This window comes from Posidoniimonas corsicana (genome assembly GCF_007859765.1).
In the GTDB taxonomy this organism is placed as follows: Bacteria; Planctomycetota; Planctomycetia; order Pirellulales; family Lacipirellulaceae; genus Posidoniimonas; species Posidoniimonas corsicana.
In genome coordinates this window covers 3,972,340-3,996,365 of the sequence record NZ_SIHJ01000001.1, presented here as the reverse complement: position 1 = coordinate 3,996,365, position 24,026 = coordinate 3,972,340, and the positions used below count along the sequence as shown (strand labels likewise).

General features: G+C 67.8%; 19 protein-coding genes. 15 read left to right on the top strand and 4 right to left on the bottom strand.

Annotated elements, in window-relative coordinates; translation table 11 throughout:
* Positions 1 to 241: 241 nt before the first annotated feature.
* The 7 genes from ftsH to KOR34_RS15340 all read left to right on the top strand — a co-directional run bounded on the left by ftsH (position 242) and on the right by KOR34_RS15340 (position 10,877).
* Positions 242 to 2,506: an ATP-dependent zinc metalloprotease FtsH gene (gene ftsH / locus KOR34_RS15370; protein WP_197531437.1), complete on the top strand. Its 2,265-nt coding sequence runs from the start codon at positions 242 to 244 to the stop codon at positions 2,504 to 2,506.
* A 50-nt stretch (positions 2,507 to 2,556) separates the two neighbouring features.
* On the top strand, positions 2,557 to 2,880 hold the full coding sequence (locus tag KOR34_RS15365) for a Dabb family protein (RefSeq protein WP_315852855.1): 324 nt from the start codon (positions 2,557 to 2,559) through the stop codon (positions 2,878 to 2,880).
* A gap of 327 nt (positions 2,881 to 3,207) precedes the next feature.
* On the top strand, positions 3,208 to 5,070 hold the full coding sequence (locus KOR34_RS15360; RefSeq protein ID WP_146565464.1) for a vanadium-dependent haloperoxidase: 1,863 nt from the start codon (positions 3,208 to 3,210) through the stop codon (positions 5,068 to 5,070).
* Positions 5,071 to 5,154: 84 nt separating this feature from the next.
* Positions 5,155 to 6,984: a CRTAC1 family protein gene (locus KOR34_RS15355; RefSeq protein WP_197531436.1), complete on the top strand. Its 1,830-nt coding sequence runs from the start codon at positions 5,155 to 5,157 to the stop codon at positions 6,982 to 6,984.
* A gap of 381 nt (positions 6,985 to 7,365) precedes the next feature.
* Positions 7,366 to 8,793, top strand: a complete 1,428-nt coding sequence (pyk, locus tag KOR34_RS15350) for a pyruvate kinase (RefSeq protein WP_146565461.1) — start codon at positions 7,366 to 7,368, stop codon at positions 8,791 to 8,793.
* A 144-nt stretch (positions 8,794 to 8,937) separates the two neighbouring features.
* Complete coding sequence (locus KOR34_RS15345) at positions 8,938 to 10,278, top strand: DUF1593 domain-containing protein (protein WP_146565458.1); 1,341 nt, start codon at positions 8,938 to 8,940, stop codon at positions 10,276 to 10,278.
* A gap of 128 nt (positions 10,279 to 10,406) precedes the next feature.
* The gene (locus tag KOR34_RS15340) at positions 10,407 to 10,877 is read left to right on the top strand and encodes a DUF4339 domain-containing protein (protein WP_146565456.1); all 471 of its coding nucleotides are present in this window, start codon (positions 10,407 to 10,409) and stop codon (positions 10,875 to 10,877) included.
* A 610-nt stretch (positions 10,878 to 11,487) separates the two neighbouring features.
* Here KOR34_RS15340 and KOR34_RS15335 read toward each other — a convergent pair.
* The 3 genes from KOR34_RS15335 to KOR34_RS15325 all read right to left on the bottom strand — a co-directional run bounded on the left by KOR34_RS15335 (position 11,488) and on the right by KOR34_RS15325 (position 14,460).
* On the bottom strand, positions 11,488 to 12,054 hold the full coding sequence (locus KOR34_RS15335) for a hypothetical protein (RefSeq protein ID WP_146565454.1): 567 nt from the start codon (positions 12,052 to 12,054) through the stop codon (positions 11,488 to 11,490).
* Between the two features lie 232 nt (positions 12,055 to 12,286).
* Entirely contained in the window at positions 12,287 to 13,648 is a 1,362-nt protein-coding gene (gene ahcY, locus KOR34_RS15330) for an adenosylhomocysteinase (protein WP_146565452.1), read from the bottom strand.
* 149 nt (positions 13,649 to 13,797) lie between these two features.
* On the bottom strand, positions 13,798 to 14,460 hold the full coding sequence (locus KOR34_RS15325; RefSeq protein WP_146565450.1) for a phosphoribosylanthranilate isomerase: 663 nt from the start codon (positions 14,458 to 14,460) through the stop codon (positions 13,798 to 13,800).
* A gap of 202 nt (positions 14,461 to 14,662) precedes the next feature.
* Between KOR34_RS15325 and KOR34_RS26745 the strand changes: the two genes are divergently transcribed.
* From KOR34_RS26745 to KOR34_RS15290, 8 genes are all read left to right on the top strand, one after another.
* On the top strand, positions 14,663 to 14,833 hold the full coding sequence (locus KOR34_RS26745; RefSeq protein WP_197531435.1) for a hypothetical protein: 171 nt from the start codon (positions 14,663 to 14,665) through the stop codon (positions 14,831 to 14,833).
* A 73-nt stretch (positions 14,834 to 14,906) separates the two neighbouring features.
* Complete coding sequence (locus tag KOR34_RS15320) at positions 14,907 to 16,451, top strand: ExeA family protein (RefSeq protein WP_146565448.1); 1,545 nt, start codon at positions 14,907 to 14,909, stop codon at positions 16,449 to 16,451.
* A gap of 100 nt (positions 16,452 to 16,551) precedes the next feature.
* Positions 16,552 to 16,998, top strand: a complete 447-nt coding sequence (locus tag KOR34_RS15315; RefSeq protein WP_146565446.1) for a hypothetical protein — start codon at positions 16,552 to 16,554, stop codon at positions 16,996 to 16,998.
* A 45-nt stretch (positions 16,999 to 17,043) separates the two neighbouring features.
* On the top strand, positions 17,044 to 17,979 hold the full coding sequence (locus tag KOR34_RS15310; protein WP_146565445.1) for an SDR family oxidoreductase: 936 nt from the start codon (positions 17,044 to 17,046) through the stop codon (positions 17,977 to 17,979).
* A gap of 196 nt (positions 17,980 to 18,175) precedes the next feature.
* Positions 18,176 to 19,048, top strand: coding sequence for a hypothetical protein (locus KOR34_RS15305; RefSeq protein WP_146565443.1), 873 nt, complete (start codon positions 18,176 to 18,178; stop codon positions 19,046 to 19,048).
* A 21-nt stretch (positions 19,049 to 19,069) separates the two neighbouring features.
* Complete coding sequence (locus KOR34_RS15300; RefSeq protein ID WP_228714623.1) at positions 19,070 to 19,810, top strand: polyprenol monophosphomannose synthase; 741 nt, start codon at positions 19,070 to 19,072, stop codon at positions 19,808 to 19,810.
* 179 nt (positions 19,811 to 19,989) lie between these two features.
* Positions 19,990 to 21,192: a 6-phosphofructokinase gene (locus tag KOR34_RS15295; protein ID WP_146565441.1), complete on the top strand. Its 1,203-nt coding sequence runs from the start codon at positions 19,990 to 19,992 to the stop codon at positions 21,190 to 21,192.
* A 188-nt stretch (positions 21,193 to 21,380) separates the two neighbouring features.
* A complete protein-coding gene (locus KOR34_RS15290) occupies positions 21,381 to 22,280 on the top strand; it encodes a hypothetical protein (protein WP_146565439.1) in 900 nt (299 codons plus the stop codon).
* A 15-nt stretch (positions 22,281 to 22,295) separates the two neighbouring features.
* Here the strand turns inward: KOR34_RS15290 and KOR34_RS15285 are convergent, their stop codons facing one another.
* Entirely contained in the window at positions 22,296 to 23,990 is a 1,695-nt protein-coding gene (locus KOR34_RS15285) for a hypothetical protein (protein ID WP_146565437.1), read from the bottom strand.
* Between the last annotated feature and the right edge of the window lie 36 nt (positions 23,991 to 24,026).

Below are 24,026 nucleotides of genomic sequence, written 5' to 3'. Positions count from 1 at the left end.
GATGTTCGCGGGTCGGCCGCCGCGTTCTGCCCCCAGCGCTGGGCTCCCTGGGTCCGCGCCGCCGCGATATCCGCTGCAACCGGCCGCTGCACGCGGCCCTCTTTGCCGCCAATTAGCGGCCTGACGGGCGTGGGGGCTGCCTCGTCACGCCCGGCGACGCGACGTACAATCTTGGGTCACGCCGCCTCCCCCACCCTCAGCTGGCGCCCCTGCGGGCGACCCAACCCTCCCGACATCCAGTATGGCTGATACCGAGCCCAACGACAAAAAGGCAGCCACGCCGGAAGAACGCCGCGCCCGAGGTGAGGATCCCAAGCAGCCGTCCGGCAAGCCGCCCCGCAAGCGGCCGGTGGCCCCCGTCGGGTGGACCATGCTGCCGCTGCTGCTGCTGGTAGGGCTGCTCTTCGCGTCCAACTTTGGCGATACCCGCGAGCAGGTGACCTACTCGTTCCTGCTGTCGCAGGTGAAGCAGGGCAACGTCAAATCGGCCTCGTTCGTGGGGTCGCGGCTGAACGGCGAGTTCGTCGTCCCGCCGCCCCGGCCGGCCGCGGTTGCAGCCAAGCCGGACGCGCAGGCAAAGACAGAGGCCGACAAGCCCGCCCCGTCGGACGGCGCGCCCAGCAAGTCCACCAGCACCGACGCAGACACCAAGACAGAAGCGGACGCCGACGCGCCGTCGACCGACTCCGACGACAAGACCACCGACGAAGCGGCCGACAGCGAGCAGGACGCCGCACCGACCGACGACCCACCCAAGCAGACCGCCACTCCTGATGTCGGGTCGGCCGGCAAGCCGCCCGAGACGATCAGCAAGAACTTCTACGTGGTGCTCTCGGGCAACGACCAGGTCGAGAAGGAGTTGTTCGACCTGTTGATCGCCAACGGCGTGGTCGTGACCAACGAGGAGGAGTACCCGATCGGCACGCTCATGACCTTCATCTGGTTCGTGCTGCTGATCGGCATGGTGGTGCTGATGTTCTCGTTCATGCGTCGCGCCCGCGAGCAGATGATGGGCGGCGGCATGCTGGGCAGCGTCACCAAGAGCCCGGCCAAGCGGTACAGCGCCGAGAGCGGCCCCAAGGTGACGTTCGACGACGTCGCGGGCCTGAAGGGCGTGAAGACGGACCTGAAAGAGATCGTCGAGTTCCTCCGGGAGCCCGAGAAGTTCCAGAAGCTGGGCGCCCGCGTGCCCAAGGGCGTGCTGCTCAACGGCCCCCCCGGCACCGGCAAGACGCTGCTGGCCAAGGCCGTGGCGGGCGAGGCGGGCGTGCCGTTCTTCTCGATCAACGGCTCCGAGTTCATCCAGCTGTTCGTCGGCGTGGGCGCCAGCCGCGTCCGCGACATGTTCAAGACCGCCAAACGCAGCGCGCCGGCCATCCTGTTCATCGACGAGATCGACGCCGTCGGCCGCCAGCGCGGCGCCGGGCTGGGTGGCGGCCACGACGAACGCGAGCAGACGCTCAACCAGATCCTCAGCGAGATGGACGGCTTCACGCCCAGCGAGACCGTCATCGTGATCGCCGCCACCAACCGGCCGGACGTGCTGGACCCCGCGCTGCTGCGGCCGGGCCGTTTCGACCGCCACGTCACGGTCGACCGCCCGACGCTCGAGGGCCGCAAGCAGCTGTTCGAGGTGCACACCCGCAACATCCCGCTGTCCGAGGACGTGAACTTCGACCGGCTGGCGCGGGCCACCGTCGGCATGACCGGCGCCGACATCCAGAACCTGGCCAACGAGGCCGCGCTGTGGGCCACGCGGCACAACAAGGCGTTCGTTTCGATGGAGGACTTCGAGTTCGCCCGCGACAAGATCATGATGGGCGCTAACCGTGAGGACCTGCTGTCGGAGGAGGAGAAGAAGGTCACCGCCTACCACGAGGCGGGGCACACGCTGGTCGCCTGGCTGCTGCCGGAGTGCGACCGCGTGCACAAGGTGACCATCATCCCCCGCGGCCGCGCGCTGGGCGTCACGCAGATGATCCCCGACGAGGACCGCCACAACGTGCCGCAGTCGCGGATGCACGCCACGCTCGCGATGGCGCTCGCGGGCCGGGCCGCCGAGAAGATCGTCTACGACGAGTTCAGCGCCGGCGCCGAGAGCGACCTGAAACGCGCCACCTCGCTCGCCCGCCGCATGGTCACCCACTGGGGCATGAGCGAGCGTCTGGGGCCGGTCGCATACTCGACCGGCGAGGAGAACCCGTTCCTGGGCCGTGAGATCGTGCAGGAGCAGCGGCACTTCAGCGAGCACACCGCGCAGGTGATCGACGAGGAGGTCTCGAAGATCCTGCACAACGCCGCCGACCGCGCCCGCACGCTGCTCACCGAGCAGCGCGGCAAGCTGGACGCGTTGACCAACGCGTTGCTGGAGAAGGAGGAGCTGGACGAGGACGAGATCAGCGAGCTGATCGGCCCGCCCGCGCAGGGCGACCTCGCCCCGATCGGGGCGTCGATCGAGATCGCGCCCCCGTCGCCCACCACCACCTCGCCCCGCGACAACGACTGATCACCGCGGCCGGGCCGACCGCCCGGTCCCAACTCCGGAGACCGAGTCCCGTGCTTGACCCCGCCAGCCAGAGCGTCGCTCACATGGTCTACTTCACGCTCAAGGAGCGGACGCCCAGCGCCATCGGCACGCTGGTCGCCTCGTGCCACGAGCACCTGGCGGGGCACGACGGCGTGGTCTACTTCAGCGCCGGCGAAAGGGCGCCGGAGTTCGACCGGCCCGTAAACGACGACCAATTCGACGTCGCGCTGCACGTGGTCTTCAAGGACCGCGCCGCCCACGACGCCTACCAGCAGCACCCCCGGCACCTCAAGTTCATCGAGACCAACAAAGAGTCTTGGGCTCAGGTGCGGGTGTTCGACTCGCGGGTCTAGCCGCGCCCGCCGCCAGCGGGCGCCCGCTGCGCGCAGCGGCCCGGCCGCCGACGCGGCGCCAACTGCTTGATGCGGCAGATTGGCTCAATTAGAGTGCGGGTGGCTACGTGGTCGTTCGACTGTGGGCTTCCTGTCGATGCGGAAGCCGTGTGGCGCCGGGCGGGTGAGGACGCCGCTACCTCGAGTGGGGCTCCTCCGCAACCTCGCCGGCGTTCTGGGCAATCCGGCTGGCGCCGTCTACTCGCGATGCGACACCTGCGAAACCTCGCGATCCTCCTCCCTCTCTCGGCGCTCACGCAGTGTCATCCGGCCGCTGCTGCGCCCTCCGTGGCGAGGATCTGGAACGAGCAGCTGCTGCACGCGATCAGCATCGACACGGCCCGCCCCACGGTGCACGCCCGCAACCTGTTCCACGTGTCGGCGGCCATGTTCGACGCTTGGTCTGCGTACGACCCGGCAGGCCATCAGTACTTCGGCGCAGTGAAGGCCGCCGCGGCCGACACGGAGGCAGCCCGCGCCGAGGCCATCAGCTACGCGGCCTACAACGTCCTGCTGCACCGGTTCGTCACCGGGCCAGGCGGGCTGGGGCCTGGCCGCTCCGCCACGGTCGTCAACATCCGCGACCAGATGACCGCCCTCGGTTACGACCCGGACTTCACGTCGCAAGCGGGCGACTCGCCCGCGGCCGTTGGCAACCGGATCGCGCAGGCGGTGATCGACCACGGGCTCGCCGACGGCGCGAACGAAGCCAACCGCTACGCCAACCCCGCCGGCATGTACCTGCCGGTGAACCCACCGCTGACGGTTGAGGACGTGGGCGTGGCGATGGACGACCCCAACCGCTGGCAGCCGCTCAACTTCCGCGGCGACCGGATCGACCAGTTCGGCAACACGATCCTGCCGTCGACGCAGACCAACCTGACGCCCTACTGGGGGGCGGTGACGCCCTTCTCGCTGACGCCCGCCGACCGCGGTCCGGGCGGGGTATACTTCGACCAGGGCGCGCCGCCGCGGCTCGGCGGGGCGGGGGACCAGGCGTTTAAGGCGAACGCCGTCGCGATGATCCGCTACTCCTCACAGCTCGACCCGGGCGACGGGGTGGTGATTGATATCTCGCCCGCTTCGCGGGGCAACACATTCGACGCGCCCCTCACCGAGTCCTACGCCCAGGCCGGCTACGCGGCGAACCCGGTGACCGGCCTGCCCTACCAGCCTCAGCTCGTCCGCCGCGGCGACTTCGGCCGCGTGATGGCGGAGTTCTGGGCCGACGGCCCCCACTCGACCGCGCCGCCGGGGCACTGGAACGAGATCCGCAACGACATCACCGACCAGATGGAGCTGCTGGGCGTCCCCAAGCAGATGGGCGGCGCCGGGCCGACGCTAACCGACGTCGAGTGGGACGTGAAGAGCATGTTCGCGCTCAACGGCGGCCTGCACGACGCCGCGATCGCGGCCTGGAACCACAAGGGGCACTACGACACGTCGCGTCCCATCTCGTTCATCCGCTACATGGGCAGCCTCGGGCAGTCGTCAGACCCCGGCGGCCCCTCCTACCACCCGGACGGTCTGCCGCTCGAGCCCGGGCTGATTGAGGTGGTGACGGGCGAGACCACCGCCGCCGGCGGCCGGCACGAGGGGCTGGCCGGGCACGAGGGCGCGATCGTGGTGCGCGCCTGGCGTGGGCCGGTGGAGGGGACCGCTCCGTTCGACAACCCCGCCGACCTCAGCGGCGTTGGCTGGATCCTGGCCGAGGAGTGGCTGCCCTACCAGCTCAGCAGCTTCGTGACGCCGCCGTTCCCCGGCTACGTGTCGGGGCACTCGACCTTCAGCCGTGTCGGGGCAGAGTTGATGACCCAACTAACCGGCTCTCCCTACGTGCCGGGTGGGCTGTTCGAGTACGAGATCCCAATCGGCGCCGGGCTGAACTTCGAGTACGGCCCGATCGAGAGCCTGCGGATCCAGTTCGCCTCGTACTTTGACGCCGCCGACATGGCGGCGGAGTCGCGGTTGTGGGGCGGCATCCACCCGGCGCAGGACGACTTCACCGGACGCCGCATCGGGCAACTCGTGGGCGCCGCCGCTTGGGAGCGAGCCGCGTCCTACTTCGGCGTGCCGGTCCCGGAGCCGGCGAGCGTAACGCTGCTGGCGTTCGCGGCGAGCCTCGTGTGGCGTCGTCATCGCAGCAGCTGACCAGCGGGCGGGGCGGCCCGGTCAATCCTCAGAACCGTGGGCGGATAGATGACACCTCCGTGCAGCTCACGCCGCCGCCCTGTATTGGCGCTGGCCTTCGTCGGCGCCGCCTGGGCGTGCGCGGCCAGCGCCCACGGCGTCACGTTCACCGACGTCACGACCGCCGCCGGGATCAACCACGTGCAGACGATCCCGGCGTTAATCGAGGGCCTGCCCGGCGACGCGTTCTTCACCGGCGGGGCCGCGGCCGGCGACTTCGACGGTGACGGGCGCGTAGACTTGGTGTTCACCCGCCTGAACGACTCGGACCTGCTCTACCGCAACCGCGGCGACGGCACGTTCGAGGCCCGCCCATTGACCGCCGGCTTCCCGCTGCCGACCTACACCAACGGGGTCGTGTCCGGCGATGTCGACAACGACGGCGACCTCGACCTCTACATGACCACGGTCAACTACACCCGCAACTACCTCTACCTCAACGACGGCGCCGGTGTGTTCACCGACGCCGGGGTCGCACACACGGCGGCGCTCGCCAGCGGCGTGTCGAGGAGTGGACAGGGGGCGACCTTCGGCGACTACGACAACGACGGCTACCTCGACCTGGCCACCGGGGACTGGGGCAACACGGTCGCGGACTCGCATTCCCGCCTGCTGCGGAACCTGGGCGCCGCCCAGCCCGGCGGCTTCGAGGACGTTACCGCGGCTGCCGGCATCGACGTGTACCGCGCAGACCGCACGTTCCGCTACGCCCCGCGGTTCGTCGACCTCGACCGCGACGGCCACACCGACCTGACGTTTGCGGCGGACTTCCAGACCAGCCAGCTGTTCTGGAACAACGGCGACGGCACGTTCTCCGACGGCACGATCGACGCGGGCGTGGGCACCGACTTCAACGGCATGGGCAGCACCTTCGGCGACTACGATGGCGACGGTGACCTCGACTGGTTCATCACTAACATCACCAACGACCCCCGGTACCCCGGCCCGTTCGGCGGGTTCAACCGACTGTACCGCAACGACGGCGACCGCCAGTTCACCGACGTCACCCAGGCGGCCGGCGTACGCGACTCGCGCTGGTCGTGGGGGACCACCTTCCTCGACTACGACAACGACGGCGACCTCGACCTCGCCGCCACCAATGGCTACAACGGTGCCGGGTGGGAGGACGACCGCACCTACCTCTGGCAGAACACCGCCGGCGTGTTCGCGGACGTGTCTGAGGCCTCTGGCGTGCTGGACCGGGACCAGGGGCGGGGCCTGATCCACCTCGACTACGACGCCGACGGCGACCTCGACCTGCTGGTGATCAACCACGCCGCCGCCCCGGTGCTGTACCGCAACGACGGCGGCAACGACGGCCACTACCTCCGCATCGAGACCGAGGGCGTCGTCTCTAACCGCGACGGGATTGGCGCCTGGATCACCATCACGCCGGACCTGGAGGACCCAAGCCGTGAGCTCGTCTGGGAGATCGACGGGGGCAGCAGCTTCTTGAGTCAGAGCGAACGCACGGCGCACTTCGGCCTGGGCGCTTCGGCCGAGCCGGTCGACCTGGTGACCATCGAGTGGCCCAGCGGCATCGTCCAGCGGCTCTACGACGTCACGGTCGACCAGACGCTGCGCGTTGTCGAAGCTGACGCGTCGCTGCCGGGCGACTACAACGCCGACGGCGTCGTCGACGCGGCCGACTACACCGTGTGGCGCGACAACCTGGGCGCCCCCGCCGGCGCACTGCCCAATGACACCGACGGCGGCCCCGTCGGCGCCGCGCAGTACGCCACCTGGCGGTCCGCCTTCGGCGAGGCGGCCTCCAGCTCACGCTCGGCCGCTCCTGAGCCGCAGGCGGCGATCCTGCTCACGCTCCTTGGCACGGCGCTCCAATGCCGTAGATGCCGGCGCCCGAGCGCGGTCTAACTAGTCGCCCTCAATTAGTCGCGCCCGGGCTTTCGCTAGGGAAATCGATCATGCCGGGATGACTACGTGCTGCCCGCCTGACCTGTAGGCCGCGCGACGCCTGCAGGGGTGAGGCTCTCCCCCCTTCTCTTCGTCGGGGTGAAATTGTTCGGCGCTGCGTCGTCCGGCTGACTAGTTCTTGGGCAGGCTGAGGTCGCGAATGCCCCGCAGCGCGGCTCCGCCGGTGCGGCCAGAAGGGCGGAGAAACTGCTGACCGCCGGGGTTTTGGGGGAACTGTCGCGACCGAGTCGGTTGCGGGCCGCCCGGCATCCATGGTCGGAACGAGACTTGCACGCTACCCTGGACTCCCCACAGGCCTCCCCAACCCCCGCCGAACCAGCGATGCCCGCCACCCGGTCCTACCGCCACACCAAGATCATCGCCACCCTGGGCCCGGCCACCGAGTCGCCGGAGATGCTCGAGAAGCTCATCGCGGCGGGCGTGGACATCCTGCGGCTGAACATGGCCCACGCGTCGCGGGAGTGGGTGATCGGCATCCTGCAGCGGATCCGCGCGGTGTCGGACAAGCTCGACCGCCACGTCGCGGTGATGATGGACATCAAGGGCCCCGAGATCCGCACCGGCGACGTCGAGGGCGCGGTGGAACTGAAACGCGGCGACCGGCTGGAGCTGTGCACCTCGCACGACGACCGCCCGCCGTCCGACGTGCTCCGCGTGTCGGTCAACTACAAGGGGCTGCCGAACGAGGTCACCGAGGGCCAGTTCATCCTCGTCGACAGCGGGCTGCTGCGGCTCAGCGTCGTGGAGAAGGGCGCCAACCACATCCTCTGCGAGGTGCTCACGCCCGGCGTGCTCGGCTCGCGGCGGCACATCAACCTGCCGGGCGTGCACGTGCACCTGCCGTCGCTCACGCTGAAGGACCACGAGGACCTGGCCGCCGGCGTCGAGGCCGGCATCGATTTGGTCGCTCTCTCGTTCGTCCGCCAGGCGGGCGACGTGGAGGAGCTCCGTCGGCACCTCACCGAGCTCGGGTCGTCCGCCCGCATCGTGTCGAAGATCGAAGAGCAGGCGGGCGTGCGGAACATGGTGGAGATCATCAAGGCGTCCGACGCGATCATGGTCGCCCGCGGCGACCTCGGCATCGAGATCGACTACCCGGAGCTGCCGCTCGTGCAGACCGAGCTGGTCAAGGCCTGCCAGGCCGAGGGCCGCCCGGTGATCATCGCGACCCACCTGCTCGAGTCGATGATCACCTCGCCGATGCCGACCCGTGCGGAGATCTCCGACATCTCCAACGCGGTGCGCGAGCAGGCCGACGCGGTGATGCTGTCCGGCGAGACCACCACCGGCGCCTACCCCCTGGAGTCCATCGAGGTCTTCAAGAACGTGATCCGCAGCATCGAGCCGTCGGTCGACTACAAGCTCAACTCGACGATCAAGCTCCGCGAGCCGAAGGCCAAGATGCTCCGCTCGGCGGCCACGCTGGCGCAGGACCTGGGCGAGTCGGGAATCGTGGTGTTCACCCGCAGCGGGTTCCTGGCGTACGTGCTGGGCGCGTTGCGGCCGCGCGGGGTGCCGATCTTTGCGTTCACCGACCACGAGGACATATTCCGCCAGCTCATGCTGCCGTGGGGCGTCGAGCCGTTCCTGATGCCGTTCTCCGAGAACCCCGAGAAGACCATCCAGGACGCGCTGGCGTACCTCAAGCGGAAGAACTGGTGCATGGCCGGCACGTGGCTGGTCGTGATCACCAACGCGCTGGCCGAGGGCCAGGTGATCGACTCGCTGCAGCTGCGGCAGGTGGACTGATTGCATACCCGGATTGCATCGAAAGGACCGGGGCTTGGCGATGTGTTGCAGTTGTTGGACCCGCGTCGTTCGGTTCGCTAAACTGCTGCGTATCACACCAACCCTTGCGTCGGCACGCCTCACCGCAACTTGAGAGTCCTCTTCATGGTTCGAGTGGCACGTCTGTTCGTGCTGGCCAGCGCCTGTTTTGTTTCATCACCGGCCCCAGCGGAACCGGGGAGCGGCAACACCGGCAAGCACACCAAGCCGCGGGTCATCAACACGACCGATCTCGGCGCCGACCCCGACGACGAGCAGTCGATGGTCAGGCAGCTAGTCTGCGCGAACGAGTTTGATCTTGAAGGGCTGGTGGTCGCCACGGGCTGCTGGAAGAAGCGGCAGCACGACGCCAAGATGCTCGATAAGCTGGTCGACGCCTACGGCGAGGTCCAGCAGAACCTGCAGGCCCACGCCGAGGGGTTCCCCGACGTCGAGCACCTGAGGGCGATATCGGTGATGGGGCAGCGTGGCTACGGAATGGGCGATGTTGGCGACGGCAAGGACAGCCCCGGGTCCGAGCTGATCATCGCTTCGGTCGATAAAGACGACCCGCGGCCCGTGTGGGTGATGTGCTGGGGCGGCGCCAACACGGCGGCCCAGGCGATCTGGAAGGTCCGGGCGACCCGTACCGCTGACGAACTGGCCAAGTTCCTCGGCAAGCTGCGGGTGTTCGACATCCTCGGCCAGGACGACGCCGGCGCCTGGATCGCAAGGAACTTCCCCGACCTGCTGTACATCCGCGCCACCAAGGTTTACGGCTGGCAGCCCTCCGACGAGTACCTGAGCGAGCACATCCAGAGCCACGGCCCGCTTGGCGCCATGTACCCGGACCGCAAGTGGGCCACCGAGGGCGACACCCCCGCCTTCATGCACGTCTACCCGAACGGCGTCAACGACCCGGACCGGGTCGACCAGGGGGGCTGGGGCGGCCGTTTCGACATTGCGAAAAAGGCCGGCATCCGCAGCATGTCGCCGGTCAAGAACGAGGGCGAGTTCGACCCCTACCTGATGCACGGCAACACCGCCGAGGGCGCCGCCGCCATCAAACGCTGGGCCGACGCCTACAACAACGACTTCGCCGCCCGCATGGACTGGAGCGTCACGGACGACTACGCCGCCGCCAACCACCACCCCGTGGCGGTCGTCAACGGCGACGCCAACCACCGGGTGCTGGAGCTGGCCGCCGCCGCCGGGTCGACCGTCGAACTCACCGCCGCAGGGACCGGCGACCCCGACGGCGACTCGCTCAGCTACACGTGGTCGGTCTACCGGGAGCCGAGCTCCTACCGCAAGGAAGTCCCCATCGAGAACGCCGCTGCGGATTCCGCAAGCGTCCGCGTGCCGCAGGACGCGGCCGGCAAGTCGATCCACATCATCCTCGAGACCCGCGACGACGGCGCCCCACGCCTGTACGCCTACCGGCGGGTGATCATTAACGCGCAGTGACGCGCCGTCGGCAACCTGCGGGACGGCCTAATCCCAGTTGGCTTGGCCCGAGAGTTCAGAGTAGAATCCAGGCAGCGGAAACGCTCAGCGGCTACTCTTCTCTTTTCTCTCTTCGCTGGGGTGTTGTCATGGCTACCGAATGGTACTGCCGTCTGATGGGTACGGAGATGGGGCCGTTTACCTCCAAGCAGCTCCTCGAGATGGCCCGCAGCCATCAGATCACCCCCGACGACTCGGTCCGCAAGGGCCCCGACGGAGCGTGGGTTGGCGCGGACCGGGTGAAGGGCCTGTTCGAGGACCTGTCGGCGTCGACCATCATCATGGCCAGCCTCCCGCCGGATGTGAAAGCGGCCCTCGACCGCAAGCAGCAGGAGCAGGAGGAGGCCAAGCAGAAGGCGGCCGCCGCGGCCAAGCCCCGCCCGGTGCACTGGCACTACATCGGCGAACAGGGCAAGGTCGGCCCGCTCACCTTCGAGGAGCTGACCGTGCACGGCCGCCAGGGCCGGCTGCAGCCCCACTGCCGCGTCTGGTCGTCCAAGTCGCCCAAATGGTGCGAGGCGCGGGATGTGGAAGGGCTGGAGTTTGGGGCGGTGGACTAGCGGCTAGCTGCGGACGCGATCTGCAACGTGACCGCTCAGACTCCTTCGCACCGATTAGCCACGCTTGCCAGAGCATGGACTGGTTGACGATATCCCCCATGCAGGAGGGCTGTCAGAGCGAAAGCCGAACGCCGCGGATTCTTGTAGAAACCGGCCACCATGCGTGCTCTAATGGCGGCAGTATTCAGGGTATATACTCGGCTCGAGCTGCGCAGAGGTTGCCGTGGCCCGTGGCGTTCGCTGCTGCGCGGTTAGTTGGTGCGATGTGGGCCGCTAGGGTTTTGTCCGTTTTGGGTCGTTTGGCGGCCCCCGATCGGACAAAACGATCGGCGGTATGTTCCTCACAGGAGGGGAAGGCACTGCTATTACAGCGTCAAATGACTCGCCTAGGGAAAGATGGGCACCGAGTTTTGTCCGCTTCGCGCGTGTTTTTGGACAAAACGAATCGGACAGAAGCGTGAGAAAAAGTCAGCGGCGCACCGTGCATCGTTCGCGGTGCTTCACGTTGCGCCGGTGTTTCACGCCGAAGCGGTCTTTGCACTGGCCCTTCGACGCACAGGACGACGCCTCCAAATGCATAAGGGGGGGCTAACGGAGATTCTCTGGCGAATCAGTAGGAGTGATAGCTGTATCGGCTAAAATCTGGCGTTGGCGAGGCATCGTGCGGGTCCGCATGAGATGTGCTCTCAATGACGACTCCCTTCTCAACCCTGATTTCGATCACTGTGCGGTACTGGAATGCCGGGTGGAAGTTTAGGTCTTCGTGCCGTTCCCAGACGAAGTCTCTTGCGAGCAGCAATCCGCCCGTGAAGGGCGTTAGCTCTTCAAGGCCAGAAACTCCGTACTGCTCGCGGAATTGACAGGGGTGGAGTTGCCCCTCTGACCACGATTGTTCATCACCGTTGCATAGGCAGATGGGCCGGGCGAAAACCGATGGCCCTCTCCCCTGCTGGATCAGCCTCCGGTCTTGTTCGCTCAACCCAAGAGTTACCTCATATAGGAACAGCTGGTCATTCCTGATGATGTAACGACAGTGAAAACCTCTCCAGCAATCAGACGAAGCAGTCTGTACTTCGATATTCTGGCTGCTCGGAACGAACAGCCCCTCGCCATAGAATCCGACAATGCCGTATTCAAATTGGTCGTATGAGATGGAGTCTTTGATTTGCGTGGTCATGGCCTAGTCGAAGGTAGTCTAAAGCTTAGCCATCACTGACTAGAGCAGCAGCCTCAAGCGTCAGCAAGTACCACGGAGTGACCCTCCGGAGCACCGAAAGATGGCTACCTAACCTGCACTTGCTTCATCGTCCTGCGCTGATTGACTTTGCAGTGATGACGCGGAGGCAATAAAAAAGCCCCCGCGCCACAGCGTGGCGGGGGGCCTTGAGATTCAGGTTTATGGCGGCCGCTTAGTACCGGTAGTGGTCCGGCTTGTAGGGGCCCTCGACCGGGACGCCGATGTAGTCGGCCTGTTCCTGGGTGAGCTTGGTCAGCTTGACGCCGATCTTCTCCAGGTGCAGGCGGGCGACTTCCTCGTCCAGCTGCTTGGGCAGGCGGTAGATCTTGTTCTCGTAGTCGCCGGTGTTGTTCCAGAGCTCCATCTGGGCGAGCGTCTGGTTGGTGAACGAGTTGCTCATCACGAAGCTGGGGTGGCCGGTGGCGCAGCCCAGGTTCACCAGGCGGCCCTTGGCGAGCGTGAGGATCGAGCGGCCCGAGTCCTTGAAGGTGTAGCGGTCGACCGCGCCCTCCTTCTCGGTCTTGATGACCTCGCTGGTGATCTTGCCCTCCTTCACCTGCGACTCGAGCCAGGCGATGTCGATCTCGGTGTCGAAGTGGCCGATGTTGCAGAGGATGGCGTCCTCGGGCATCTGCACCATGTGCTCGCCGAGGATGATGTCCTTGTTGCCGGTGGTGGTGACAAACAGGTTGCCTTCCTTGCAGGCGTGCTCCATGGTGGTGACCTCGAAGCCCTCCATCGCGGCCTGCAGGGCGTTGATGGGGTCGATCTCGGTCACGATCACCCGGCAGCCGTACGAGCGGAGGCTGTGGGCGCAGCCCTTGCCGACGTCGCCGTAGCCGCAGACCACGGCGACCTTGCCGGCGAGCATGACGTCGGTGGCGCGCTTGACGCCGTCGGCCAGGCTCTCGCGGCAGCCGTACAGGTTGTCAAACTTGCTCTTGGTGGCCGAGTCGTTGACGTTGATCGCCGGCACGGCCAGGCGGCCGGCCTTGGCGAGCACCTCCAGCCGGTGGATGCCGGCGGTGGTCTCCTCGGACAGGCCCTTGATGTCGGCCAGCAGCTCGGGGAACTTGTCGTGCACCATGGCGGTGAGGTCGCCGCCGTCGTCGAGGATCATGTTGAGCGGCTGGCCCGACGGGAACGCGAACAGCGTCTGCTCGATGCACCAGTCGAACTCCTCGTTGGTCTCGCCCTTCCAGGCGAACACGGGGATGCCGGCCTTGGCGACCGCACACGCGGCGTGGTCCTGGGTGCTGTAGATGTTGCAGCTCGACCAGGTGACCTCGGCGCCGAGCTCGACGAGGGTCTCGATCAGGACGGCCGTCTGGATGGTCATGTGCAGGCAGCCGGCGATGCGGGCGCCCTTGAGCGGCTTGTCCTGGCCGTACTTCTCCCGCAACGACATCAGGCCTGGCATTTCGTTCTCGGCCAGGTTGATCTCTTGGCGGCCGAAGGCGGCCAGACGCTCGAACTCTTCGGGCGTGCAGTCGAGGACCTTGTACGGGAGTTTTTCCATTTCAACCTGGGACACGAGGATGCTCTCCTGGAATGCTTCGCTGACAGATACGGCGAGGGTTTATAGGGCGGGATTCAGGGCCGCACAGGCCGCCCCGGCGGGGTTCCTTCCAATCCCGCGATTCTACTGTCCCACGGGCCGCTGTTACAACCCGCAGGGGCTGCCTAGAGGGCCCCAATGCCGAGCGCCCGCCGCGCCGCGGCCACGAACTGCCCGGTCAACCGCGGGTCCTTAACGCCGGGGGAAGACTCGACGCCGCTGGCGGTGTCGACGCCGTGCGGGCGGACGGCCGCCACCGCCTGGGCGACGTTGTAGGGCCGCAGCCCGCCGGCCAGGATCAGCGGCACGCCGCGTCGCCACTGGTCGTGGTCGGTGAGGGCCTGCCAGTCGGCCTGCTGGCCCGACCCGCCGTAGTGGCCGGGTACCGCCGCGTCGACCAGCAACGCGGCGGGCAGCGCGTCGGCCGGCAGGGCGGCCAGCTCTTCGGCAAACACCGCGGTGTTGGGGCCGGCGAGCCGCCTCGCTAGCACCACGGGCCAGGGCCGCAACTCGGCGACCATCGACAGAGGTTCGTCGCCGTGCAGCTGGATGGCGGTGAACCCGCATTCATCGGCCAGCTGGCCGATGCGTTCGGGCGGCTCGTTGACGAACAGGCCGATCCGCTGCACGCGGTCGCCCAGCCGGTCGCGCACCTGGGCGGCAAACTCGGGCGTGACGCAGCGGGGGCTCTTGGCGTAGAAGTTGAGCCCGATGGCGTCGGCGCCCGCGTCCGCCACCATAGCGGCGTCGTCCAGGGTCGTTACGCCGCACACCTTTACGCGGAACATCGGGGCCGTCGGCTGGTTTGGCTCAAGGGCTGGTTTGGTTTAAGCAGCGAGGGGGGCATCGGGACCCCCATCTGGTGGAGTATTGGCCGCACACGCGGTTTAGGCAAGCCTTGCAGGTCTGGCCGAGTTGGCTTGTTTCGAGGGTCGTCCGCTGCCGAAGCAACCTCCGTACGGACCGCCTTCCCCACGCTCTGCCGCGCCCATGTTGTTCGCGATCCAACTGCTGCTCGGGCTCGCGACGCTGACCGCCGCGTTGAGCGTGGCCGCCCGCGCGAAGGAGGCGGAGCCCACCGTTCTGGACGCCGAGCGATCGCTCGGCGCCCCGGTCCGCCGGCTCCCCGGCGAATGTGGCGATGGCCCCCGCATATCGTGAAGCCCCCGTGGGGCCGGCGCCGATCCAAACCGACGTCCGCCCGTGATCTTTCAGTGCGCCCCGGAAACCCGTGATGACCATCCCCACCGCGTCGACGATCGAACAAGAGCGGGCGTTCCCCGCGTACGCCTGCGCCGACCGCTACTTTGCTAGCAGGTCGGCCGAGGAGGCCCGCCGCAGCGTCGACCAGTGCGTGCGCCGCGGCGACGGGCCCGCGCTGCTGATCGGCGCGCCCGGCATGGGCAAGACCATGCTGCTGGAGGTGCTGTCGGCCGGCTTCGCCGACCGGTTCGGCATGGTGTCGCTCACCAGCTCGCAGGTCTGCACCCGACGGGCGCTGCTGCAGGCGGTGCTGTTCGGGCTGGACCTGCCGTTCCGCGAGCGCGACGAGGGCGAGCTGCGGCTGTCGCTGATGCAGGCGTTGCAGGACCGGCAGGAGCTGCCCAACGGCATCGTGCTGCTGGTCGACGAGGCCCAGCTGCTGGCGCCGCGCCTGCTGGAAGAGCTGCGGGTGCTGTCGAACCTGACCCTCCGCGGCGAGCCGATCGTTCGGCTGGTTCTGCTCGGCGGCCCCGGACTCGAGGAGACCTTCGCCGACCCCGAGCTTGAGGCGTTCAATCAGCGCGTAGGCACTCGCTGCTACGTCAACTCGCTGACCTACGAGGAGACCCGCGAGTACGTGCGGGCGCACGTGGCCGCGGTTGGCGCCGACCCGGAGGCGATCTTCACGCCCGATGGGCTCGACGCGGTGTTCCACGCCAGCGACGGCGTGCCGCGGCTCATCAACCAGATCTGCGACCGCGCGCTGAGGGCGGCGGTCGCCGAGTCGCTCGAACAGGTTGACGCGCAGGTGGTGCAGCAGGCCTGGTCTGACCTGCACCAGCTGCCCGCTCCGTGGGAAACCCGGAAGCCGGCCGCGCCGGCGCCGCAGACGCCCGTGTCTGTCGACGCGCCGGGCGTAGTTGAGTTCGGTGAACTCGCCGATCTGACGGACGCCGAACCAGAAGTACACCCGCCGGTGGTCTCGGTGGAGGTCGATCTAGCCGGCCCGCCGTCCGCCGCCCGGCAGTCGGTCTGGAACGCCGACCAGGCGCTTGGCGTCACAACGCCTATCGAGCAGGCGATCCGCGCGTCCGAGCCCGCCGAAGCCGACGACCCGTTCGGCGAAGAGTTCCAAGAAGAAGAGATTGTGATCGACCGCTTCTCGGGCCTTGAGGTGGTGTTCCAGTCCACAACGCCGGTCGTGACCAACACGCTCGACCCCAAGCTGAGCACGATGGCCAGCACGCTCGCCCGCTCGGACTCCTACGAGCCGGACGAAGCGCCGGCCGATGAGTCGTTCGACGAGTTGCTGGAACAGGACGTCGAGGCCCCAAAGGCGCAGAAGCCGCCCGCTCTGCGGCTGCAGCCGGAGGAACTTGAGCTGCTGTCCGACGACGATGACGCCGACGACCCGCGGCTGTCGACCCTGTCGATCGACGCCCGCGCCGACGCCACGGCCGACGACAGCGACATCCTGATCATCGAGAACGACCTGATCGAGGTCGAGGGCGTCAAGCAGCCGATGGCGCGTCGGCAGGAGTACCGCCAGCTCTTCGCCAAGCTGCGTCATGGCTGAAAGCGCGTGGGGTAACGAAGCAGACGCGGGTCGGCCGCGGGCGGCGTTCCGCCCGGCGGGGCCACCGCCGCTGCGATCGGGTGAACCGCCGGCGGGGCTCGTGACGCTGTTTCTCGACGCCGACGAGACGGCGGGCCTTGCCGCCCGGGCCGCGCTCGCGGCGCTGCTCAAGGGCGGAGCGACGCAAGGCGACCGCCTGCTGGTGGAGGTCTCGGACGAATACGCCGACGGCCCCGACCAGCCCGCCGGTCTGCTCACCAAGATTTCCACCGCCCGCGTGTGGCGGACCGGGGTGGCGGCCAGCGGCGGTCGTCTGCGGGACTGGATCATCCTCCTGCAGGAGTGCCGCTCCGTGTACAATAGCACCGCGGTGGCGGGCCTCGGCGCGAGCGTTGAGCTGCAGCAACGCCTCGCCTCGCTGGCAGACCGCACGGTTGTCGTGAGCAGGGCGGGCGCCCGTTCGCTCCAGTTGGCCCACGGGCGGCTGCGGCGGCTCCGCGACCAGGGCGTGAGCCGGTGCGAGTGCTTGTGGCTCGACGCCGCCTAGCCGCGTCCCCACTTTCTCGACTCGCCCCACGCACGGAACGACAACATGGCAACCTTTCTCGTCACCGGCGGCGCCGGGTTCATCGGCTCACACATCTCCACCGGCCTGGTGCAGCGGGGCGGCAAGGTCCGCGTGCTGGACAACCTCTGCTCCGGATTCGAGGCGAACCTGTCGCACCTCGGCAAAGATTGCGAGCTGATCCACGGCGACGTGTGCGACCCGGCGGCGGTCGCCAAGGCGGCGGACGGAGTTGAGGTCGTGTTCCACGAGGCGGCGCTCGCCTCGGTGCCGGCCAGCGTGCGCGACCCGCTGGCGTCGCACGCGGCCTGCGTCACCGGCACGGTCAATGTACTGGACGCGGCCCGCAAGTCGGGCGTGCGGCGGGTGGTGTTCGCCGCGTCGAGCGCCGCGTACGGCGACCAGCCCTTCTCCAGCAAACGCGAAGACGACCCGCACGACCCGTTGTCGCCCTACGCCGCGGCCAAGATCGCCAGCGAGTACTACTGCAAGTCGTTCACCAAGTCGTTCGGGTTGGAGACCGCCTGTCTGCGTTACTTCAACGTCTACGGGCCGCGTCAGGACCCCAAGAGCGAGTACTCGGCCGTGATCCCGATCTTCGTCAGCAAGCTGCTGGCGGGCGAGCGTCCCACCATCTACGGTGACGGCGAGCAGTCCCGCGACTTCGTTTTCGTTAGCGACGTGGTGCAGGCCAACCTGCTCGCGGCCGAACGGCCCGAAGCGGTTGGGCAGGTCTTCAATGTGGGCACCGGCCGGCGGTTCACGCTGCTGCAGCTGATGGCCACGCTCAACGATCTACTCGAACTTAAGGTCGAACCCATCTTCGCTGACCCCCGCGCCGGCGACGTGCGCGAGAGCCTGGCTGACATCACCCGCGCCCGCACCCTGCTGGGCTACGAGCCGAAGCACAGCCTGGAGCAGGGCCTGCGGCAGTCGATCGAGTACTACAAGTCGATCGCCTAGCCGGCTGGACGCCCGCTAAGCAGAAAAATTCGACTCGGGCCCCCGTTTCGCTTACGATGGGCCCCGGACAGATGCTCAAGAGGCGCGACCATGGCTCCCGGCGCCATCCGCCGGCGGTCGCCGCCAAACCCTCCACACGCCCCTCCGCGGTCGATCGACCGCGCGCGGCGGTGTTGTTCCTCCAGGGCCCGATTGCATGAGCATCCGCTTCAAATGCCCCAGCTGCAGCAAGTCCATCAAGATCTCGATGGCCCACGCCGGCAAGAAGGGCAAGTGCCCCGGCTGCAACCAGACGCTGAAGATGCCCAGCGAGGAGCACCTGCAGAAGCTGATGGCCAAGCAGGCGGCCGCCGTCGGCGCGGCCGTCCCGGCGCAGCCGGCGCCCGTGGCCGAGCCGAAGCCCGCGCCCGCGTCGGACGATTTGTTCGGCGACCTCGGCGCCGGCAGCTTCGATGACGACGACTTCAACTTCCCCGAACCGCCGGCGGCGGAGCCGGAGCAGACGTACAACCCCTATGCGTCGCCGCTGAGCGAAGAGTCGGCGGCCGGCTCAGCCGAGCCCAGTGGCGCGGAGGCGACCCGTAAGCGGCTGCTCTCGCACGAGGCCAGTATCCGGTCGATGGGGGCGCTGTTCATTATTGGCGGCGTTCTCGGGTGCTTGGCCGGCATCGTGAACATTGTGCAAGGCATTCTAGCGATGATGGCGGGCGGTGACGCCGCCGTTGGCGGTGGGGTGCTCTTGGTGATTGGTGCAGTTGTTGGTGGGCTGTGTGCATTCCAGTACTGGGTAGGAGCGGGGCTGCGCAAGTGCAATCCTAGTGCTCGTGTGCCGGCGATTGTCCTCTCCGCTATCGGTCTGCTCGGCTTCCCGATTGGAACTTTGATCAACGCCTATTTCTTGTACCTCGTCGCCGGCAAGAAGGGCGCCGAAGTGTTGTCCTCCGACTACCAACGGGTGATCGCGGCGACGCCGCATATCAAGCACAAGATCTCCATCATTGTTTGGATCTTTGTAGCGTTGCTTGTTGCGGTCTTGCTCCTGGTTCTAGTAGCATTCGCGGTTGGTTAAGCGGAGTCTACCTACGGAGTCGTGGCAATCGAGACGCAGTTACCCAAGACCCTTATCGCGATCGCCACGTACAACGAGCGTGAGAACCTGCCTGGCCTGATCGACGCGATCCACCAGCACGCGCCCCACGCGGACGTGCTGGTCGTGGACGACAACTCGCCGGACGGCACCGGCGACTGGGTCGATCAGCACGCGGCGGGCCACCCCTGGCTCGGCTGCCTGCACCGCGCGGGCAAGCTGGGGCTCGGCTCCGCCAGCTACGACGCGTTCCGCCACGCGATCGAGCACGGCTACGAAGTGGTCGCCACCCTGGACGCCGACTGGAGCCACCCGCCCGACCGGCTGCCAGCGCTGCTCGAGGCCGTGCATCAGGCCGACGTGGCGATCGGCTCGCGGTACTGCCCGGGCGGCGCCATCGAGGGCTGGCCGTTGCGGCGGCGGGTCACCAGCTGGGTGCTCAACGCGGTGGCCAGCCGGGCGCTGCGGCTGCCGGTCGGCGACTGCAGCGGGGCGTTCCGCGCGTACCGCGTTGAGAAGCTCCGTGAGGTTGACTTCGACAACGTGCTCACCCTCGGCTACGCGTACCTGGAGGAGTTGCTGTGGCGGCTCCGCCGCCGCGGAGCGACCTTTGCCGAGCGGCCTATCACCTTCCGCGACCGCGTGGCCGGCGCGTCCAAGATCAACCTCCGCGAGGCGGCCGCCGCGCTGCGGGTGATTGCCGTGCTCGGCTGGCGCGAGTGGACCGGGCTGGGCCGGTCGTAGCGGCTGGTGGGCGGCGACTTTCTGGTCCGCGGCCGACCGAATTGGCGGGGCGGGGCCCACCGCCAACCTACGCTTGCGCTGCCAATCATCCGCGTCGTGCGCTCTCTCCGGCCTGCATCATCGGGTCACCCCAGCGGCAGACGCTTCCACCGGATTCCTCCAGAGAAGGGTCACCAGACATGAGCAAGCGAATCGGCATCCTAACCAGCGGCGGCGACTGCCCCGGACTGAACGCCGTGATCCGCGGCGCCGTGAAGAGCTGCCACCAGCTGGGCTACGACTGCGTCGGTTTCCTCAAGGGCTACGAGGGCCTGTACGACCCAGTGCAGTACGTCAACCTCACGCCCGCCAGCACCAAGGGCATCCTCAACCAGGGCGGCACGATCCTGGGTTCGACCAACAAGGGCCGCTTCGCGGCGGTCAAGGGCGTCGACGACCGCGTCGAGATCGCGCCGCACTTGATCGAGGGCGTGAAGGAAACCGTTCGCCAGCTCGGAATCGACGGGCTGATCTGCGTCGGCGGCGACGGCTCGCTCGCCATCGCGCAGCAGTTCCACGAGAACGGCATCCCGGTGGTCGGCGTGCCCAAGACCATCGACAACGACCTGCAGGCCACCGCCTTCACGTTCGGATTCGACAGCGCCATTGAGTGCGCCACCGACGCCCTCGACCGCCTGCACACCACCGCCGCCAGCCACGAGCGGATTATGGTGTTGGAGGTGATGGGCCGCCACGCCGGCTGGATCGCGCTGCACTCGGGCATCGGCGGCGGCGGCGACGTGATCCTCATCCCGGAGATCCCGTGGACGTACGAGAACGTCTGCCACAAGATCCTGCACCGCGAGAGCCAGGGCAAGAAGTTTACGCTGGTCGTCGTGGCCGAGGGCGCCCACCTGCCCGAGGGCGGCATGGTCGGCCAGGAGAAAGAGGGCCAGCAGGTCAAGCTGGGCGGCATCGGCAAGGCCGTGACCGAGGAGATCGAGAAACGCCTGCACCGCGAGGCGCGGCTCTGCATCCTGGGCCACCTGCAGCGGGGCGGCACGCCCACCACGTTCGACCGCGTGCTGGCCACGCAGTTCGGCGCGCACGCGGTGCGGCTGATCGTGCAGGAGAAGTTCGGCCACATGATCTGCAGCCGCCCACCGGAGATGTCGAGCGTGCCGATCCTCGAGGCGGTGCACAAGATCCGCCAGGTCGACCCGAACGGCCCCGGCGTCAAGGCCGCCCGCGCCCTTGGCATCAGCTTCGGCGACCGCGCCGCGGACCAGACCTCCAGCGGTGTGTTCACCATGGAGGAGGACCGCGAGTTCGCGAGCAAGCACCCCGGCGAGCACCTGCTGGAGAGCGTCGACGCCGAACTCGAGGCGGCCCTCGCCCAGTAGGTCCGCGCGGCGAAACTGAAAACACCACGGCCCCGGGCGTTCTGCCCGGGGCCTTTTTGCTGCGCCAGCCGCGGTGCGCGGCTTCAACCCGTGCGGCGCCCCGTTGAGTGTTTGGGGTTTAGTAAGCGACTCTCGATATCAGGTCGATCGGTTCCGATCACGAATCCCCGGTTCTAGGGAGGATCGCTATGCGTACGCGGACACGAGTCACGGTTTGCTTGGTAGGCGTGCTGGCATTGAGCCACTGGGCCGTGGCATTGGATGCAGCGGCAGCCGATTTGGAGGAACAGCAGTCGTCTCAGCAGGCCGAGGAGGTCCGGGTGTTCGCGCTGCAGCATGTGCATTCGGGGATGTTGAAGCCGACCCTTGAGTCCCTGTTCGAACACGACGGGATCAGACTGGCGGACGACTCTCGCAGCAACCAGCTCGTGGCGTTCGGCGGAGCGCGGACCCTGGATCGCCTAGCCGAAGTGGTCAAGATCCTTGACGGAGAACCTGCCGACCACTCGCTATCGCCAGTCTACAATATCGGCGTCACGGTCTGGGAGATCGGTGGCGAAGCCAAGGATCAATTCGACGCCCTCGTCAAGCAGAAGGTCGACGCACCGCTCCCGCTCCACCTGCCGCGTGACGAGTGCGACACGCTTGTGAAGTCGCTGGCGGACGCGGGTGTGATCTCCCAGCCGGTGCGGATGCAGTGCGGTCTGCTCGCCGAGCAGGAGGTCCAAATGGAATCTGGTGCGCGGGTCGCGGTAGAAAAGGGCAGGGCGACCGGTCGCGATGGGCTTGTCACGAAGAACTACTCCTACGAGTCCATGGGCTGCGTCGTGCGGATGCGACTGCGGCAGGTCACCGGCGGTATTGTCGCTGAGCTTCTCGTCGAGGACTCGCGGCTTGTGCCGGCAGAGGCCGGCGGAGGCGCCCAAGACGAACCGAAGGTCGACGCAACCGGCACACCGTTTACGGTTACTTCCAGTACGTTTCAAACGGTGCTCGCCCTTGCCGACGGCGACGCGGCTCTGTACAGCACCGGCGGCGGCTCCGCCGGCCTGCGGCTGCTGTACCTCGTGACCATCACGCCGGAGTAGGCCGCGACGGACCGGCTACTCCTCCTCGTCACCGCTGCCTGCCGTGGCCGTTGCTGTTGCGGGTTGGGCCTCAAGCCACTCCAGCGCCCGCCACGCGTAGCCCGCCTTGGCGAGGCTCACCAGCAGCCCACCGCCGAGCGCAGCGAAGCCCAGGGCGTAGATCCGCAGCCCGCTGCGGAGCGACGCGTTCTCGATCCCGCCGACCGCCAGCAGCAGCCACGCGCAGGCCGCGGCGGCGCCGCTAACCGCGGCCGCGGCTAGGCACCAGCGGTTTCCGGTGGCATGCAGGTACGCCAGCCCGATCAGCGCCACGGCGCTCGCCCCGGCGGCCGGCGTGGCCGGGTTGCCGTGGGCCACCGGCGGCAACACCAGCAGCGTAGCGGCGCACGCGGCCAGGATCCACGCGGGCGCGGTTTCTCGAAGCAGCGCCGACCAGCGGTCACGGCAGACCAGCGGCGTCAGCAGCAGCCACACCACCGCCAGGGTCGTTTGCTCGAGCGGCGACAGCTGCCAGACGGCTTGTTGCGATTGAGCGAAGTTTGACAGGCCCAACGCCGCGACAGCGCCCAACCCGACCTGCAGGAACCACCGACTGAGCGCCGCCCGCACCGCAATCCAGCCGACCAGCACGGCCGTCGCACTCTGCGAGAGTGGGTAAGCGTCGCGGAGCGATTCCGAGCTGGGCGATAGTGAGAGCAGCAACGCGACGCTCACGGCCAGCGACGGCTCGGACCACGCGGCGCGGAGCAGCAGCCCCAGCCCAGCCAGCACGCAGGCGGCGACCGCCGCTGCAAACAACGGGCTGCCGACCAAGTCGTGAGCCACGCCTAACAGCAGCGCCTGCGCGCGGTTAGGCGTGAAGAACGGCTCGGCGAGCATCGGCAGGAGGGCGGCGGCCAGCATGGCGCACCGCTGCGCTGCGACGGACCGGCGTCTCACCCCCAAGAGCAGCACGACCACCGCCGAGGCGAAGACCATCGGCCCGAGCAGCGCCGGCACAAACGCCGACGCGTCCCCCTTGGCCGGCGAGAACGACACGCACAGCGTCCAGGTGCGGACCGCCATCGCCGCGCCGAGGACCACAAAGATCGACCACGGGTAGTAGGGCCACACCCAGCGTGCGCTGCGTGGCGCCAGCTTGTCTGTTCCCCGCAACGCGGCGCCCACCAGGCAGAGCTGCGCCGCGCCCGCCGCCGCCGCGAACCCGAGCACGCCCTGGCACATCGCGATCGAGCGGTCGTTCAGCGAGTGCCAGCCGAGCAGCGGCGGGAACGCGAACAGCACTGCCAGCTGCAAGTAGTACGGCGCCCGGTACGCCAGCGGCAGGCCGAGCCGCAGCGCTCGCAGCACCCATTCCGAAACCACCACAGAGAACACGAATCCCACGCCCAGGTTGATCGACCCGGCCCGCGTGTCGCGCAGGCAGAGCAGGTCGAACACCGTCGACAACGCGGTGAACATCAACAGCAGCACCAGCAGCACGGTGCGGGCGTCCTCCCACAACCGACCGAGCCGGATCACCAGCACGCCCACGCCGGCGAGCGCCAGCGTGTAGCCACAGAACAGCGATGTCAGCAGCGTCCCGTCGCCCACAAGCCGCCCGCCGCCAAACGCCACGTGCAGCCCGTAGAGCACCAGCACCGCGCTGATGAGATAGGTCGGATTGCTGGGGTACAGTCGTCGCGCCCACCGCGAAGATTCGCCGTGCATCGAGTCGTCCTCCAGAAGATAAGCGGCCCGCCGAGA